General features: G+C 67.5%; 14 protein-coding genes. 9 read left to right on the forward strand and 5 right to left on the reverse strand.

Going from position 1 to position 14,205, the window contains the following annotated elements; translation table 11 throughout:
* Nucleotides 1–249 precede the first annotated feature (249 nt).
* Nucleotides 250–1,131, reverse strand: coding sequence for a hypothetical protein (locus L1892_RS13725; RefSeq protein ID WP_235724165.1), 882 nt, complete (start codon nt 1,129–1,131; stop codon nt 250–252).
* 142 nt (nt 1,132–1,273) lie between these two features.
* Between L1892_RS13725 and L1892_RS13730 the strand changes: the two genes are divergently transcribed.
* Both L1892_RS13730 and L1892_RS13735 read left to right on the forward strand, forming a co-directional pair.
* On the forward strand, nt 1,274–2,044 hold the full coding sequence (locus L1892_RS13730; RefSeq protein WP_235724166.1) for a TspO-related membrane protein: 771 nt from the start codon (nt 1,274–1,276) through the stop codon (nt 2,042–2,044).
* 110 nt (nt 2,045–2,154) lie between these two features.
* On the forward strand, nt 2,155–3,267 hold the full coding sequence (locus tag L1892_RS13735; protein WP_235724167.1) for a beta-mannosidase: 1,113 nt from the start codon (nt 2,155–2,157) through the stop codon (nt 3,265–3,267).
* A 40-nt stretch (nt 3,268–3,307) separates the two neighbouring features.
* On the opposite strand, the gene L1892_RS24890 is transcribed toward L1892_RS13735, so the two are convergent.
* The 3 genes from L1892_RS24890 to L1892_RS13750 are packed head-to-tail and all read right to left on the reverse strand — an operon-like array spanning nt 3,308 to nt 5,918.
* A complete protein-coding gene (locus L1892_RS24890; RefSeq protein ID WP_235724168.1) occupies nt 3,308–5,083 on the reverse strand; it encodes a GMC family oxidoreductase N-terminal domain-containing protein in 1,776 nt (591 codons plus the stop codon).
* A 3-nt stretch (nt 5,084–5,086) separates the two neighbouring features.
* Nucleotides 5,087–5,284 carry a hypothetical protein gene (locus L1892_RS13745; protein ID WP_235724169.1) on the reverse strand — a complete coding sequence of 66 codons (198 nt, stop codon included), beginning with the start codon at nt 5,282–5,284 and terminating at the stop codon, nt 5,087–5,089.
* Nucleotides 5,226–5,918 (reverse strand): hypothetical protein, encoded by a 693-nt coding sequence (locus tag L1892_RS13750; protein WP_235724170.1) that lies wholly within the window; start codon nt 5,916–5,918, stop codon nt 5,226–5,228. The genes L1892_RS13745 and L1892_RS13750 overlap by 59 nt, the downstream gene beginning before the upstream one ends.
* Nucleotides 5,919–6,150: 232 nt before the next feature.
* Here L1892_RS13750 and L1892_RS13755 point away from each other — a divergent pair, with 232 nt between their 5' ends.
* From L1892_RS13755 to katG, 4 genes are all read left to right on the forward strand, one after another.
* Complete coding sequence (locus L1892_RS13755) at nt 6,151–7,044, forward strand: MBL fold metallo-hydrolase (RefSeq protein WP_235724171.1); 894 nt, start codon at nt 6,151–6,153, stop codon at nt 7,042–7,044.
* 83 nt (nt 7,045–7,127) lie between these two features.
* Complete coding sequence (locus L1892_RS13760; RefSeq protein WP_235724172.1) at nt 7,128–7,352, forward strand: dodecin; 225 nt, start codon at nt 7,128–7,130, stop codon at nt 7,350–7,352.
* A gap of 66 nt (nt 7,353–7,418) precedes the next feature.
* The gene (locus L1892_RS13765) at nt 7,419–7,862 is read left to right on the forward strand and encodes a Fur family transcriptional regulator (RefSeq protein WP_235724173.1); all 444 of its coding nucleotides are present in this window, start codon (nt 7,419–7,421) and stop codon (nt 7,860–7,862) included.
* A gap of 36 nt (nt 7,863–7,898) precedes the next feature.
* Nucleotides 7,899–10,127, forward strand: coding sequence for a catalase/peroxidase HPI (gene katG / locus L1892_RS13770; protein WP_235724174.1), 2,229 nt, complete (start codon nt 7,899–7,901; stop codon nt 10,125–10,127).
* 58 nt (nt 10,128–10,185) lie between these two features.
* Here katG and bluB read toward each other — a convergent pair whose 3' ends face one another.
* Nucleotides 10,186–10,803, reverse strand: coding sequence for a 5,6-dimethylbenzimidazole synthase (gene bluB / locus L1892_RS13775; protein WP_235724175.1), 618 nt, complete (start codon nt 10,801–10,803; stop codon nt 10,186–10,188).
* A 93-nt stretch (nt 10,804–10,896) separates the two neighbouring features.
* Between bluB and L1892_RS13780 the strand changes: the two genes are divergently transcribed.
* From L1892_RS13780 to L1892_RS13790, 3 genes are all read left to right on the forward strand, one after another.
* Nucleotides 10,897–11,490: a class I SAM-dependent DNA methyltransferase gene (locus L1892_RS13780; RefSeq protein ID WP_235724176.1), complete on the forward strand. Its 594-nt coding sequence runs from the start codon at nt 10,897–10,899 to the stop codon at nt 11,488–11,490.
* A gap of 166 nt (nt 11,491–11,656) precedes the next feature.
* Nucleotides 11,657–12,934 carry a GTP cyclohydrolase II gene (locus L1892_RS13785; protein ID WP_235724177.1) on the forward strand — a complete coding sequence of 426 codons (1,278 nt, stop codon included), beginning with the start codon at nt 11,657–11,659 and terminating at the stop codon, nt 12,932–12,934.
* The gene (locus tag L1892_RS13790) at nt 12,931–14,193 is read left to right on the forward strand and encodes a URC4/urg3 family protein (RefSeq protein ID WP_235724178.1); all 1,263 of its coding nucleotides are present in this window, start codon (nt 12,931–12,933) and stop codon (nt 14,191–14,193) included. The genes L1892_RS13785 and L1892_RS13790 overlap by 4 nt, the downstream gene beginning before the upstream one ends.
* The last annotated feature ends 12 nt before the right edge of the window (nt 14,194–14,205 follow it).

The raw sequence follows: 14,205 nt of genomic DNA on the forward strand, positions 1-14,205 counted from the left end.
ACAACCCCCAAGCCACCCCAAAGCCGCGAGCACAAAAACCAACGCCCGCGGTCACATACCCCACGCCGCCACCACCATCAGGAACCTCTTGACACCCAACCCCATAGGATGCTCAGGGAGCGGTGGCGGGTTCGCGTGCGTTCGTGGCACGGAGCCAACTTGCTCCCTCTAGGGAACGGTGGCGGATTCCCGTACTTCTGTGGCGCCGAGCCCAACCTGGTCCCTGAGGAGCGAGGCGCCAGCCGATGGTTAACTGTCGGTCTCGCACCGCGCCAGCTCGTTGCGGGCAGCAGCGAGCGCGTCGCGGGCACTGTCGAGAGAGGCGGTGGCCAGCCGGGACTGCTCCTCGGCCGCGTCGACCTGGCGCACCGCGAAACGTAACTCGTCGTCGCGCTGTTCGAGCTCGGCTCGCAGTCGGTCGCGCTCCGCGGTGAGGTTGTCGACATGTGCGCGGGCTGCGGCCACTTCTTCGTCACGTTCGGTGACGGCAGCAGTGGCCGACCGTTCGATCTCCTCGGCCTCCGCGAGGGCCTGACGCGCCCGCCGCAGATCTTCGGCCTCGGCGGTTGCGCTCGCCGATTTCGCAGCATCGGGGGCAGTGCGGTCGGCGCGGTCGGCGCCCGGTTCGTCGGCGGCGTCGGGTACCAGGAAGACCCCCGCTGGCCCGAAGCCGCTGTATTCGGCTGCGGTGACCAGACTCCCGCGCCGCAGCAACTCGGCGACCTCGTCGTCGGCGACCGCGGCACGCAGCGACTGTCCCACTTCACGGATCGCGTTGTCCGACAGCGTGACTCCCTGGTCCCGAGTGTCGCGCTGGATCGATGCCACACATTCGGCGATCAGTGCCTGTCGACGGCCGGCCAACTCACGCAACCGATCTGCCGAGGACCGGCGCTGCGCCGCAAGCAGGTCGGCCGCCAGGTCGAGCAACGCGGTGACCCCATCGGGATCGGTGCGCACCCACTGGTTGATCGCCCAGGCGACCTGGGTGGGCCGTCGTAGCGAAGTGATCTGTTGCGCCAACCCGCGGTCACCGGCGGCCTTCGCCGCACGGGCGAGCGCAGTGCGCCGCGCGACGAAATCTCCGGGCGGCAGCCCGTACAGTTCGTCGGTCACCTCGTCGATGGTCATCGGCCGATCTCCGTCTCGGGGGCCAGGAACGGTCCCGGCGGCCCGGTCATCACTTCGCTTTCACGCGCACACCTCATCAGTACCGCATCGGCCGGCTCGGGCACAGGCAGGGCGGCAGCCGATGTCCCCTACCCTGGGCGCCATGGGTGCAACAACGCGAGTGAACACCTCTCTGTCCATTCTCGCGGTCGCAGGTGCGATCGCCCAGATCCTGGCTCCCGTGGTCCCGTTCGCGGGTGTCGGCGCCTCTCCCAACGAGTCGACGGTCGACCTGCTGATCACCCCCGCCGGGTACACCTTTTCGATCTGGAGTGTCATCTATCTGTTGTCGCTGGTGTTCGCCGGGATGGTCGTGCTGACGCGGTCCACCGGCACCGACGCGCCGGCCCGCGTCACCGCCGACGTCTCCGTCGCGTTCTTCGGCGCCGCAGTCTGGATCCTGTTCTCGGCAGCCGAATGGCAGTGGGTCACCTCGATCGTGTTGACAATCATGACCGTGGCCCTCGTCGACGCCGCACGGCTGGTTGCAGGTCCGCGAGACCCCGAAACCCCGGCGTGGCGTGCCACTCTCACCCGGGTACTGGTCGGCATCTACGCCGGCTGGGCCACCGCTGCGGTGTTCCAGAACTGGGCGTCGGATGCGGCCGACGCGGGTGCCGACGCCGACGCTGTGGGGTGGCAGATCGTCGTGCTCCTGGTGGCCGCGGTCTTCGCCACGATCATCACCCTCTTCCTCGGTGGCGTGCTGATCGGCTATCCCCTGACGGTGATCTGGGCACTGATCGGCATCATCGCGACCTCCGGCGGTGAGACTCCAACGGTCACCGGTGTGTGCCTGGCCACGATCTTCGTCCTGATCATCTCCACCGGGATCTCGATGTACGCAGCACGATTGCGCACCCGCGCCGCCTGACGCGGCGACCCAGGTGGGCCCGCCGGGTGACCCTCGTCGTTTCGCAACGCCGGACCTCCGGTTTCAGCGATAGTTGGCCTGGACAACGCGTGCGACGAGGAGGCGGGTACATGTCACTGAGGCGGCTCACCCGGCGGTTCTGTCTGACGGGCGTGTTGGCGCTGCTGATCGTGGGCTGGAGTCTTCCCACAGCGGCCCTCGGCGCGCCGGCCAACCGGGTCACCGCGACCGCGGACGGCTTGCGCCTCGATGGCCGCCCGTGGTGGCCCTCCGGTCTCGACGCCTACCAACTCGCCACCGACTGGTCGGTCAACAGCGGCTGCGGCGCGATGGTCGATCTCGACGCCTACTTCGCCGCATTGCCACCACATTCCCTGACCCGGTTCGACCTGTTCGCGCAACTCGCGGTGAACAAGAACACCGGGGAACTCGATTTCGCCCCGATGGATGCCGTGTTCGCTGCGGCGACTCGACACGACCAGATGGTGATCCCGGTCTTGTCCTCCGGTGAGGGCGCTTGCGAGAGTGGCGAGTTCAAGGATCACGACTGGTACGCATCGGGGTGGCGCGCACAGGTCGCGGCCGGCGGGCTGACCTTCGAACAGTGGATGCGAACGGCCGTGAGTCGATGGAAGAGCAGTCCGGCGCTGGCCGGCTGGGAGATGGTCGGCGAACCCGAATCCAGTATCTGCGGTGACACGGCCTGTCGGTGGCAGAGCCGTATCTGCCCACCGGATGCGGCGCTGGTGCTGCGCCACTTCTTCGACACGGCCGGTGCGGTGTTGCATCGCATCCATCGGGCCGGGCTGATCTGGTCAGGCCTGGCCGGCGGCGGACAATGTGGCACGGCGGGACCGCAGTACGAGTATGTGGGTGGTTCGCGACATCTCGGTGTGCTGGACTACCACGACTACGGCTCGGACGGGGTGCCCTTGCCCGGCGACCAGTGGAACGGTCTGGCCGAGCGTATTCGCCAGGGCGCGGTGCTCGGCAAACCGGTGGCGGTCAACGAGATCGGCCAAGGTGCCGGCTCGTGTGGAAGCCTCGCGCAACGTGCGGCGGACTTCCGGACGAAGGTCAGCGGGCAGCGCGCTGCAGGCACTGCGACCGCGCTGTTCTGGGCATTCGTGCCCGACCCGCGCCCCGACGAGTGCACCTATGACATCGGACCCGACGACCCGGTGTTCGACCTCGTGGCCGATCTGTCCACCGTCACCGACTGAGTCAGCCCGATCTGCACTCGACGTGTGGCGGCGACGTCAGTCAGAGGCCCAGTTCGACCATCCGTCGGGTGATCCGATCGTCGGTGGTGACCACCGGCGCGCCCGACGCCACCCACGGGTCGCCGCCGAAGTAGGTGGTCATGATCTTCTCGGCGGTTCGGGTGGCGATCGCCTGGGTGGTGAGCGTGGGGTTGGGCCCGCCGAGTGAGTTGGCCAGGACCGAGTTGTCGGCGATGAACAGCCGGTCGACGAACCTCGCTTCCCCGCTGGACCGGGCCACCGAATTGGTGGCCGAATCCCCCATCCGCATCGACGAATGCACATGCAGCAGCAATGGAGCCCAGTCCAATCGGTAGACGGTTCGCGCTCCGGCCTTGCGCAGCAGGTGTGCCGCCTTGGTCGCGACGAATTCGCGGTTGCGTCGTGTCGGCGCCGATCGTTTGCGGATGTCGATGTCGATCTTCGCGACCGCTCCGTTCGAGTCGGCGGGCATCGCCGAGGGGACGATCCGACACTCCGGCTCCACATGGTCGTCGGTGATGCACAGGATGTTCAGCATCGGATCGATGCCGTGCGACATGAACTCGCGCAGTTCGTCACCGGCAAGACGACCGGTCGGTCCGTCCCAGGCCCCCCGCATCCCTCGCCCGTTGGTGTACTGACCCCGGATCCCGCTGTTGGACAGGGTCATCGTGAATGCCTGGATCGCGGGAGTGACACCGGAGTTCTCCAGACACCCGTAGCCCGGCAACTCGACCCGGGCACACGAGTTCGCTCCCCGCGTATTGCCGGTGTCCTCGTCGAACAGTCCGACGACCCAGTCGAACCAATGATCGGTGTGGCCACGTCCCACCCAGTCATTCGGGTTCGGCAAGCCACTGTTGAACCACAGTCGCGGACTCTCGGTGGCACCGGCGGCGAGCACCACGACCCGGGCGTCCTCCCGTGACTCGGCACCGGTCGCGTTGTCGCGCCAGGTGACACCCGTGGCGCGGCGACGGGCGCTCCGCTCCTCGGAGTGGATCTGCACCACGAAGCAGTCGGTCTTGAGTTCGACCGCTCGGCCGCCCGGTCGTACCACGTCGGCGGCGAGCGCGAGCGGGACATAACTGTTGTCGGTCGATCGGCGGGCGAAGAGGTTCCGCGGCGCTCGCGCCGGTTGGTAGCAGCCCTGGAAACAGTGACCACAGAAGGTGCAGCCACTGGCCTGCGGGTGGACGAGAAGGTGAGACTCCGACGTTCTACCGGCCGTACCGCCCGGGTGCAGGATGCAATTCGGTTGCGGGCGAAAGGAAGCGCGGGTGGTGTCCCGGGATCTCTGCAACGGCAGCCCCAGCCCCTCGCATCCCCGGAAGAAGAGCGCCTCCTTGGTGCCCATCGGCGCGGGCTTGACCGGAAGGGTCTCCTCGACCCATTCCAGATAGGGCACCAGCTCCCGGTAGCCGAACGGAAAACGGTGTGCCGTGTCGTACCGGGCGGCGTCGGCCCCGCGATAATCCGCGAACACCCCCGGATAGGGTCGTGGACTGTTACCGAAGAAGTGTTGGGTGGTGCCGCCGACTCCGGCCAGTTCCCAGACGAAGCTGTTCTGTGCCCACTCGCGATACCACCCTGCCTTGCTGCGGTCCGCGGGCCCGAACCGCAGAAACCCGGCGGTGGGGTCGTTGGCGTCGAACTCCAGGTGTGACCACTGACTTTCCGGATTGGCCTGTCGCGGGCCGCCTTCCAGAAGCAGGACGTCGAGGCCTTGGCCGGCGAGTTCGGCGGCGACGACGGGCCCGCCGCCACCCGCGCCGATCACGATCACGTCACGCACAGATCAGAACTCCTCGAATCCCTGGTAGTAGCCGATGAAATCGTCGTGGCCGTTCACCAGCCCCTCGGTCCGGTAGCGGCTGATATCCCAGGCGAGCGGGCGTTTGACGAGGCGGCCCGCGGACTGGTCGTAGAGGCGGTGCTCACTCCAGACGGTGAATGCCGATCCGTCGAGGAGGATCCCGCCGACGAACCTCAGCACTCCGGCGGCCGACCCGCGCAGCGGTTGGGGGCAGTGCGTCGTCGAAGATCGCGGCGAGATCGGCGAGCGGACGCTCGATCAATTCGAAAGTGCGACATTTGGTTCGGTAGTCGGCGTTGGCGAACGGTGAGGCGAATGGTCCGACGAACGGCGCCCCGGCCAGGACTGCGGCCACATCCACCACGAGTCCCGCCAACAGGGACAGCGGGAAGGTGCGGTCGTTGTCGGCGATCCCGAGCCCGCGGTCGACCGCGTCGGCGGCCTGCGTACCCGGCAGCGGTACCGAGCCGGCGCCCAGATCGGCAAGCGTCACCGACAACGCCACCGCGACGGGCCGGACGAGTTGGTCTCCCTGGGGCAGGAAGCGGTCGATCAAACCGATGAACTCGTCGGCCGCGCCGTCGGTCATGGCTCCACCGCCGCGCGCGCTGACGCCCTGCCGTGCCGAATAGGGGTCGTCGCCGGGCATCACCATCACGGCGACCCCGCGCAAGGCGTCACGAGATGAGGCCCGCAGACCGCCGAGCACCTGCCGCGCGAGCGGCGGCAGGTCGGTGTAACCGTCCGGTGGTGCGGCCGTGGCCGCCGACCCTCGCGAGATCGCCGCGACCACCGCGGCCAACCCGGTCGTCACCAGCAGATCCCCTGCGACTGATGGGTGAATGCACTCCCGACCTAACCCTCGTCGGTCACCGCCACGCCGCCGGACAACGCCACGGTCTCGAGCGACACCGCGCGTGGCACTGCCTTCGCACGCTACGGCAACGACACCGGAATCGCATGATTCCGGTGCAACGCCGCAAGATCGGACGGAACCAACCGTCGACTCATTGACAACCCCGAGGTCGCGACGGTACGAAGCGGAGATGGCGAACGACCGGGCCTTTGGCGCATCTCACTATGGCGATGTCACGGTGTTGACCTCCAGGCACGGCGGCGCCTATCCGTACGGCAATTCCGTGGTCGTCCAGGGTTCGGAGGCCACGCTCGTGATCGATCCGTCGCTGGAGATCGATCACGATCCGGTCGGCGCCGATGCGGTGATGATCAGTCACGCCCACGAGGACCACCTCGCGGGACTGCGCCATTTCACCGCCCGCACCCACTGTCATCGCGCCGACGTCGACGCCGTCCGATCTCTGGAGGTGTTGCTCGACGGATACGGCCTGACCGCGGCCGAGAAGGTCGCGGTCGCCGAGCAGATCGGTGACGAGTTCCACCTGCCCACCGGATTCCCCGAGGCGGTGGGCGTCGACGACGAACATCGGTTCGACCTCGGTGGGGTGACCGCCACCGTGATCCACCTGCCCGGGCACACCGCCGGCCACTGCGGTGTCCTGGTGGAGCCCACGGGATTTCTCTATGTGGCCGACATCGACCTGACGTCGTTCGGCCCGATGTACGGCGACGTCGGCAGCAGCGTGGAAGCCTACCTTCGTTCGATCGATGTGGTGGGCTCGATCGACGCACGATGGTACGGGACCTTTCATCAGAAAGGTGTCATCGACGGCGCCGCCGAGTTCTGCCGGCGCCTCTCCGACTATGCGCAGGTCATCGGCCGCCGCGAGGACCGCCTCGTGGCATTTCTGGACCGACCCAGAACTCTCGACGACATCGTGCGGCACCGGCTGGTCTATCGCCCGCATGTCGAATTGCCGTTCGTCGATGCCGTCGAGCGACGCACCGCGCAGCTACACCTCGAACGATTGATCGGCCACGGCGTCGTCGAGAGACTCGACGACGGCTACGTCGCGCGCTGACCGGGGTCATCACCACAAACATCGGGCGCATGGGTCTCCCGAAACCCACGGTCGAGTGGCCGACGACGTGGGAGTATCGGCCCATGAGTGATCACACGTATCGAGTCATCGAGGTAGTCGGGTCCTCTTCGGACGGCACAGACGCGGCCATCGCCAATGCGATCGCTCGGGTCACCCAGACCACCCGGAACGTGGAATGGTTCGAGGTCGTCAGCACACGCGGACACATCGTGGATGGGGCCATCGCGCACACGCAGGTGACGCTGAAGGTGGGCTTCCGCATCGAATCCGGGGACACCCTGAGCTGACGTCTCAATTCGAGACATCTCCCGGCAAAAACTTGACTCAGTCCAGAAAAGCGGCATGATGGTCTCGTGCCATCACAGACAGATCACGTAAGACGTTTGCGTGAAGCCGATTTGCGGGTCACCCGCCCGCGCATCGCCGTTCTCGATGCGGTGTGCGCACATCCCCACGCCGACACCGACACGATCGTCGGCGCAGTTCGTACCGGACTGCCGGATGTGTCGCGTCAGGCGGTGTACGACGTGCTGCGCGCGTTGACAACCGCAGGCCTGGTGCGGCGAATCCAACCGTCCGGTCACGTCGCTCGCTACGAGTCACGGGTCGGCGACAACCATCATCACGTCATCTGCCGGTCCTGCGGGATCATCGGCGACGTCGATTGCGCCGTCGGGGAGGCTCCGTGCCTCACTCCGTCGGAACACCACGGCTTCATTCTCGACGAGGCCGAGGTCATCTACTGGGGACTCTGCGCCGACTGCGCAGCCGCTCCTGCTTCGGGGTCACAGCCGTGATCACAGCCCGAATCACTCTCTCCTGAAAGGTTTGTCGTGACTGAGGAAAACCCCGCCCACGCCACAGAGCATCCGCCGATCGCAGAAGCCAACACCGAGGCGGCCGACAAGGGCTGCCCGATGCGCATCAAGCCGCCGGTCGAGGGTGGCGGAAACCGGGACTGGTGGCCCAACCAGCTCAACCTGAAGTTGCTCGCGCACAACCCGGACGTCGTCAACCCGCTCGACACCGGGTACGACTACGAAGCCGCGCTGCAGACCCTCGACGTCGACGCCCTCAAGGCCGACCTCGTGGACGTGATGAAGACCTCGCAGTCGTGGTGGCCTGCCGACTTCGGTCACTATGGCCCGCTGTTCATCCGCATGTCGTGGCACGCTGCCGGCACCTACCGCGTCGAGGACGGTCGTGGTGGCGCCGGTTCGGGCATGCAGCGTTTCGCACCGCTCAACAGCTGGCCCGACAACGCCAGCCTGGACAAGGCCCGCCGTCTGCTGTGGCCAGTGAAGAAGAAGTACGGAAAGGCGATCTCGTGGGCCGACCTGTTGGTGCTGGCCGGCAACGTCGCGCTGGAGTCCATGGGCTTCAAGACCGCAGGCTTCGCCTTCGGCCGCCAGGACGAGTGGGAACCCGAGGAGGTCTACTGGGGACCGGAGGCCGAGTGGCTCGGTGACAGCCGCTACAGCGGTCAGCGCGACCTGGAGAATCCGCTCGCCGCCGTCCAGATGGGCCTCATCTATGTCAATCCGGAAGGGCCCAACGGCAATCCGGATCCGTTGGCGGCCGCTGTCGACATCCGCGAGACCTTCAACCGGATGGCGATGAACGACGTCGAGACCGCGGCCCTGATCGTCGGTGGACACACCTTCGGCAAGACCCACGGCAACGGTGACGCCGAACTCGTCGGACCCGAGCCGGAGGCCGCGCCGATCGAGCAGATGGGTCTGGGCTGGGTCAATCCGCAGGGCAGCGGTGTCGGTCCCGACGCGATCACCAGCGGTCTCGAGGTCACCTGGACCAACACCCCGACCGCGTGGGACAACAGCTTCCTGGAGATCCTCTACGGCTATGAGTGGGAGCTCTTCAAGAGCCCGGCCGGCGCCAACCAGTGGCGGCCGAAGGACTCGGCGGGCGACGGAACCGTCCCGAACGCGTTCGGCGACGGTACGACCCACCCGTCGATGCTGACCACCGACCTGTCGATGCGGATGGATCCGGGCTTCGAGAAGATCACCCGCCGGTGGCTCGAGCACCCGGAGGAGCTCGCCGACGAGTTCGCCAAGGCCTGGTTCAAGCTGCTGCACCGCGACATGGGTCCGGCCATCCGCTACCGCGGCCCGTTGGTTCCGTCGGAGACCTACCTCTGGCAGGACAACGTGCCCGCGCAGGAGGGACCGACCCTGTCCGACGCGGATATCGACTCCCTCAAGGCCCAGCTCCTCGATTCGGGGTTGAGCGTCGCGCAGCTCGTGTCGACGGCGTGGAAGTCGGCATCGTCGTTCCGCGGCAGCGACTTCCGCGGCGGCGCCAACGGCGGTCGCATCCGCCTGCAGCCGCAGGTCGGCTGGGAGGCCAACGAGCCCGAGGAACTCGCGCAGGTGATCAGCACTCTCGAGCGACTCCAGGAGGGCTTCAACGCCGAGGCGGGCGCCAAGGTGTCGTTCGCAGACCTGGTGGTGCTCGGTGGCGTGGCCGGCGTGGAGAAGGCCGCCAAGGATGCCGGTGTGGACATCACGGTTCCGTTCACCCCGGGCCGTACCGATGCGACCCAGGAGATGACCGACGAGGAGTCCTTCGCCTACCTGGAGCCCAAGGCCGACGGTTTCCGCAACTACGAGGGCAAGGCCAGCGAGATGCCCGCGGAATACCGGCTGCTGGACCGCGCGAACCTGCTGACGCTGTCGGCTCCCGAGATGACCGTGCTCGTCGGCGGTCTGCGGGTGCTCGGCGCCACGTACAAGGGTTCGTCGCTCGGAGTGCTCACCGAGACGCCGGGTCGTCTGACCAACGACTTCTTCGTCAACGTGCTCGACATGAGCACCGACTGGTCGGCATCGCCGGCCGACGACGGGACCTACGTCGGCAAGGACCGCGAGAGTGGCGCGACCCGGTGGACCGGTACCCGTGCCGACCTCGTGTTCGGCGCGAACTCCCAGCTGCGTGCGCTTGCCGAGGTCTATGCCGAGGACGACGCGACGGAGAAGTTCGTCACGGACTTCGTCGCCGCGTGGGACAAGGTGATGAACCTCGACCGGTACGACGTCTGAGTCGCATCTGAGCGGTGACGATGCTGCCCTCCGGCCTCGCCGGAGGGCAGCATCTGTCTCACCGGAAGCCCTCCCGATGGACCGCCTCGGCCAGCGGGCGCCGGGTCCGCCATCCGAACCGTTCGAGGTCCGGAACCGTCTGCAGCTGTGTGACCGGGCCCAGGCACAGCCAGGCGACCACGTCCGTCGACTCCGGCACTCCGATCAGGTCGCGAAGGAAGTTCTCCTGGTAGAACGAGACCCACCCGACTCCCAGGCCCTCGGCGGTGGCCGCCAGCCAGAGGTTCTGAATCGCCAATCCCACCGACAGCCGCCCGGTTTCGTCGATGGTGTGCCGGCCGAGCACGTGCTGACCACCCCGATCCGACCGATAGGTCACCACCACACCGGTCCCGGCTTGCTCGATGCCCTCGACCACGATGGGCCCGAAGGTGGCCGCACGATCAGCCGGCAGCGACTGTGCGAAATCCTCCCGGCACCCGGCGACATGTTCGGAGAACCGCGACAACACCGCGCGATCCTGGATCACCACGAAGTCCCACGGTTGGGTGTTGCCGACGCTCGGCGCGGCATGCGCCGCGGCCAGCACCCGCCACAACCGCGGCTCGTCGATCACCGCGCCGCTGAACTCGCTGCGCACATCACGGCGCCGTGCGATCGCCTCGTAGACGTCCATCTGCTCCCCTCGTCTGCCTCACTTGCGTACCAACCACCCCGCGCCGCCGGATGCGTGCCGTTCGATGCGCCGAGCCTGTGCCACCATGGGCTGGTGGCCACACGATGGGACGATACGCAGGCCCCCAAGGGCGACGACTACGACGAACGCTGGCAACACCTGGCGGCCACCGGGCAGAACATCCACGGCGAGGCCGACCTCGTCGAAACGCTGTTGCACGACCACGGTGGCCAACGCGTGCTGGACGCGGGCTGCGGGACCGGACGCGTGGCGTTGGAGCTGCGTCGACGAGGTTTCGCGGTGGTCGGCGTCGACGCCGACGACACCATGCTCGCGACCGCACGCCGGAACGGCCCCGACGTGGCCTGGGTGCTGGCAGACCTCACCACTCTCGATCACCACGTCGACAGCGAATTCGATCTGGCGCTGCTCGCCGGGAATGTGATGATTTTCGTCGATCCGGGTACGGAGGACGCCGTGCTGGCCCAGCTCGCGGAGCGCCTCACACCGGGTGGATTACTGGTCGCCGGCTTCAGTCTGCGCGATGACCGTCTGACGCTGGCCGACTACGATCGGCTCGCGGCGCGCAACGGCTTCGATCTCCATGCGCGCTGGTCCACCTGGGACCGCGAGCCGTTCGACGCCGACAGCGCCGACTACGCCGTTTCGGTGCACCGGCGGCGCTGACGACCCATCCCCTGTCGTAGGGAATCCGTTACCTTTCTCGTCCAGCATCTGTTCCCGCCAATCGCTATGCTGGCGCTTTCCACTCGGCGCCGAGGATTCGGTTCCGCGGGGAGCGGCCAGACGAATCGGCAGCCGCCGAATCAGCCGCGGACGGACAGGAGCGACGATGACCGCAGATCTGAGTCCGGATGCCGTCGGGCCGTCCGTCGCCGGCGGCCACATCCGATTGACCTCCCACAGCGGTGGTCTCGACGCACTCCCGATCCGCTGGGGGGCGGCCACCGCCGCAGACCGCGGGCCGGTCGTGGGCACCACGTCGCGTCGGTCCCACCGCAACGTGATCGGTACGCACAGCGGTTCCTACAGCGTCTACCGCGCCCTTGCCGTCGCCGCCGGCGCGTTGTCGCGCGAGCACCGCGCCGACCTCACCGACACCGCACCCACCGACGCCGTCGGCCCGTACCCGCAATGGTCGGATCCGGAGTGCATCGTCAGCCTCGACCCGTGGGGTGCGGTCACCGCCGACGTCTTCGCCGACCATCTCGCCGCCGGACACGACATCCGACCGACGATCGCGATCACCAAGGCGCACGTCATCCTGCCCGAGATCGCCGACGCGATCGCCAAGGGCCGGTTACAGCCGGATGGTCGATATCTGCTCGACACCGGTGCCGCGCTCGTCACCAAGGCCGCCGTCGAACCGGTCTGGCACCTTCCCGGCGTCGCGCGTCGATTCGGTTGCACGGAAGCCGATCTCCGTCGCGTGCTGTTCGAGGAGACCGGTGGGATGTACCCCGAATTGGTCACCCGCTCCGATCTCGACGTCTTCCTGCCGCCCATCGGCGGGCAGACCGTCTACATCTTCGGCCGGCCGGCAGACCTTGCCGATCCCGATGTGGAGCTCACCGCACGGGTGCACGACGAGTGCAACGGTTCGGACGTCTTCGGTTCCGACATTTGCACCTGCCGGCCGTACCTCACCCACGCGATCGAGGAATGCATCCTCGGTGCGCAGCGCGGCGGCGTCGGGCTGGTCTCCTACTCCCGCAAGGAAGGTCGAGCACTCGGCGAGGTGACCAAATTCCTCGTCTACAACGCACGCAAACGGCAGGTCGGCGGAGACACCGCCGAACAGTATTTCGCGCGGACGGAGTGCGTAGCCGGCGTTCAGGACATGCGCTTCCAGGAACTGATGCCCGACGTTCTGCACTGGCTCGGCATCCGCAAGATCCACCGGCTGGTGTCGATGAGCAACATGAAATACGACGCCATCACCGGATCGGGGATCGAGGTCGGCGAACGGGTCAACATCCCCGACGAACTGATTCCCGCCGACGCGCAGGTGGAGATCGACGCGAAGATGGCCGCCGGCTACTTCACCCCCGGCGCGGTCCCGAATGCCACCGAACTCGGCAAGGCCAAGGGGCGAGGGTTGGACACATGAGCGTCGACACCCCCGGGCGCGCCGGTGGGCCGCACGCCGCCGCCGACTCGCCCCGCTGCCCCGCAGCGCTGCGGTCCACGCGTGCCATCCGCGACCGCGCCGGACAACTGACCGAACGCGCGCGCCGCGGCGAGTCGTCGTGGTTCGTGGTCGACGACACCGCACTGCCTGCGGCGGCCGCCCGGGTCGCGGAGGTCACCCGGGTCAGATATCCCGACCTCGACATCCCGTTCCACAGCCGATGGCGACATTTCGAGGCCGGCGGAGTCGACCGGACCGCGATGCTGCGGGCCCGACTCGGCGACGACCCTGCCGAGCAGGCACGCGCCCTCATCGATCTCGCCGTCGTCAGTGTCTTGCTCGACGCGGGCGCCGGCCCCGACTGGTCGTATCTCGAAGTCACCTCCGGGCTGCGAATCGGTCGATCAGAGGGCCTGGCGGTGGCCGGGTGGCATGCCTTCGTCGATGGTGTGTTCTCCGGTGACCCCGACCACCCGCTGCGCGTCGACGCGATCGGCCTGTCCAGGTTGACCGTCGCCGACCTCGCCCACGCATTCCAGGTGGATGCGGACAACCCCCTGGTCGGGCTCGACGGGCGCGTCGAGTTGCTCCGCCGGCTCGCAACCGCGATGACCGCACATCCCGACGTGTTCGGCGAACAGCCGCGGCCCGGCCACCTCTACGACGCGGTGATCGGCGCGGCCGCCGGGGACGTCGAGGCGCACGACATTCTTTCGCTGCTGTTGGCGACCACATCCGGTATCTGGTTGTCGGGCAACGAGATCGACGGTGTCCCAGTCGGCGACTGCTGGCGACACGATGCGGTGCGAGGGCAGGGATCGACGGCCGGATGGATGCCGTTTCACAAGTTGAGTCAATGGTTGACGTACTCGCTGCTCGAACCCTTCGAGTGGTCCGGCCACCGTGTCCGCGGGGTGGCCGACCTGACGGCGTTGCCCGAGTACCGCAACGGCGGACTGTTGCTCGACACCGGGGTGCTCCGGCTGCGGGATCCGGCCGACGCCCATCGTCGACGGGACGTCGGCGACGAACTCGTCGTCGAATGGCGAGCGCTGACCATCACCCTGATCGACGAACTCGCAGCGCTGGTCCGCAACGAACTAGGGGTCGACGAAGGCCGCCTGCCGCTGGCCTGTGTACTCGAAGGTGGCACCTGGGCAGCCGGTCGCGAGCTGGCCGGCACCCTCCGCTCCGGACTTCCGCCCCTCGACATCGCCAGTGACGGCACCGTTTTCTGACCCGAAGGACGT

Source organism: Gordonia tangerina, from assembly GCF_021556435.1.
GTDB lineage: Bacteria > Actinomycetota > Actinomycetes > Mycobacteriales > Mycobacteriaceae > Gordonia > Gordonia tangerina.

Bases quoted from the DNA above. Each gene is read 5' to 3' on its own strand.
- L1892_RS13725 (WP_235724165.1), bottom strand. From the start codon at position 1,131: ATGACCATCGACGAGGTGACCGACGAACTGTACGGGCTGCCGCCCGGA.
- L1892_RS13730 (WP_235724166.1), top strand. From the start codon at position 1,274: ATGGGTGCAACAACGCGAGTGAACACCTCTCTGTCCATTCTCGCGGTC.
- L1892_RS13735 (WP_235724167.1), top strand. From the start codon at position 2,155: ATGTCACTGAGGCGGCTCACCCGGCGGTTCTGTCTGACGGGCGTGTTG.
- L1892_RS13755 (WP_235724171.1), top strand. From the start codon at position 6,151: ATGGCGAACGACCGGGCCTTTGGCGCATCTCACTATGGCGATGTCACG.
- L1892_RS13760 (WP_235724172.1), top strand. From the start codon at position 7,128: ATGAGTGATCACACGTATCGAGTCATCGAGGTAGTCGGGTCCTCTTCG.
- bluB (WP_235724175.1), bottom strand. From the start codon at position 10,803: ATGGACGTCTACGAGGCGATCGCACGGCGCCGTGATGTGCGCAGCGAG.
- L1892_RS13785 (WP_235724177.1), top strand. From the start codon at position 11,657: ATGACCGCAGATCTGAGTCCGGATGCCGTCGGGCCGTCCGTCGCCGGC.
- L1892_RS13790 (WP_235724178.1), top strand. From the start codon at position 12,931: ATGAGCGTCGACACCCCCGGGCGCGCCGGTGGGCCGCACGCCGCCGCC.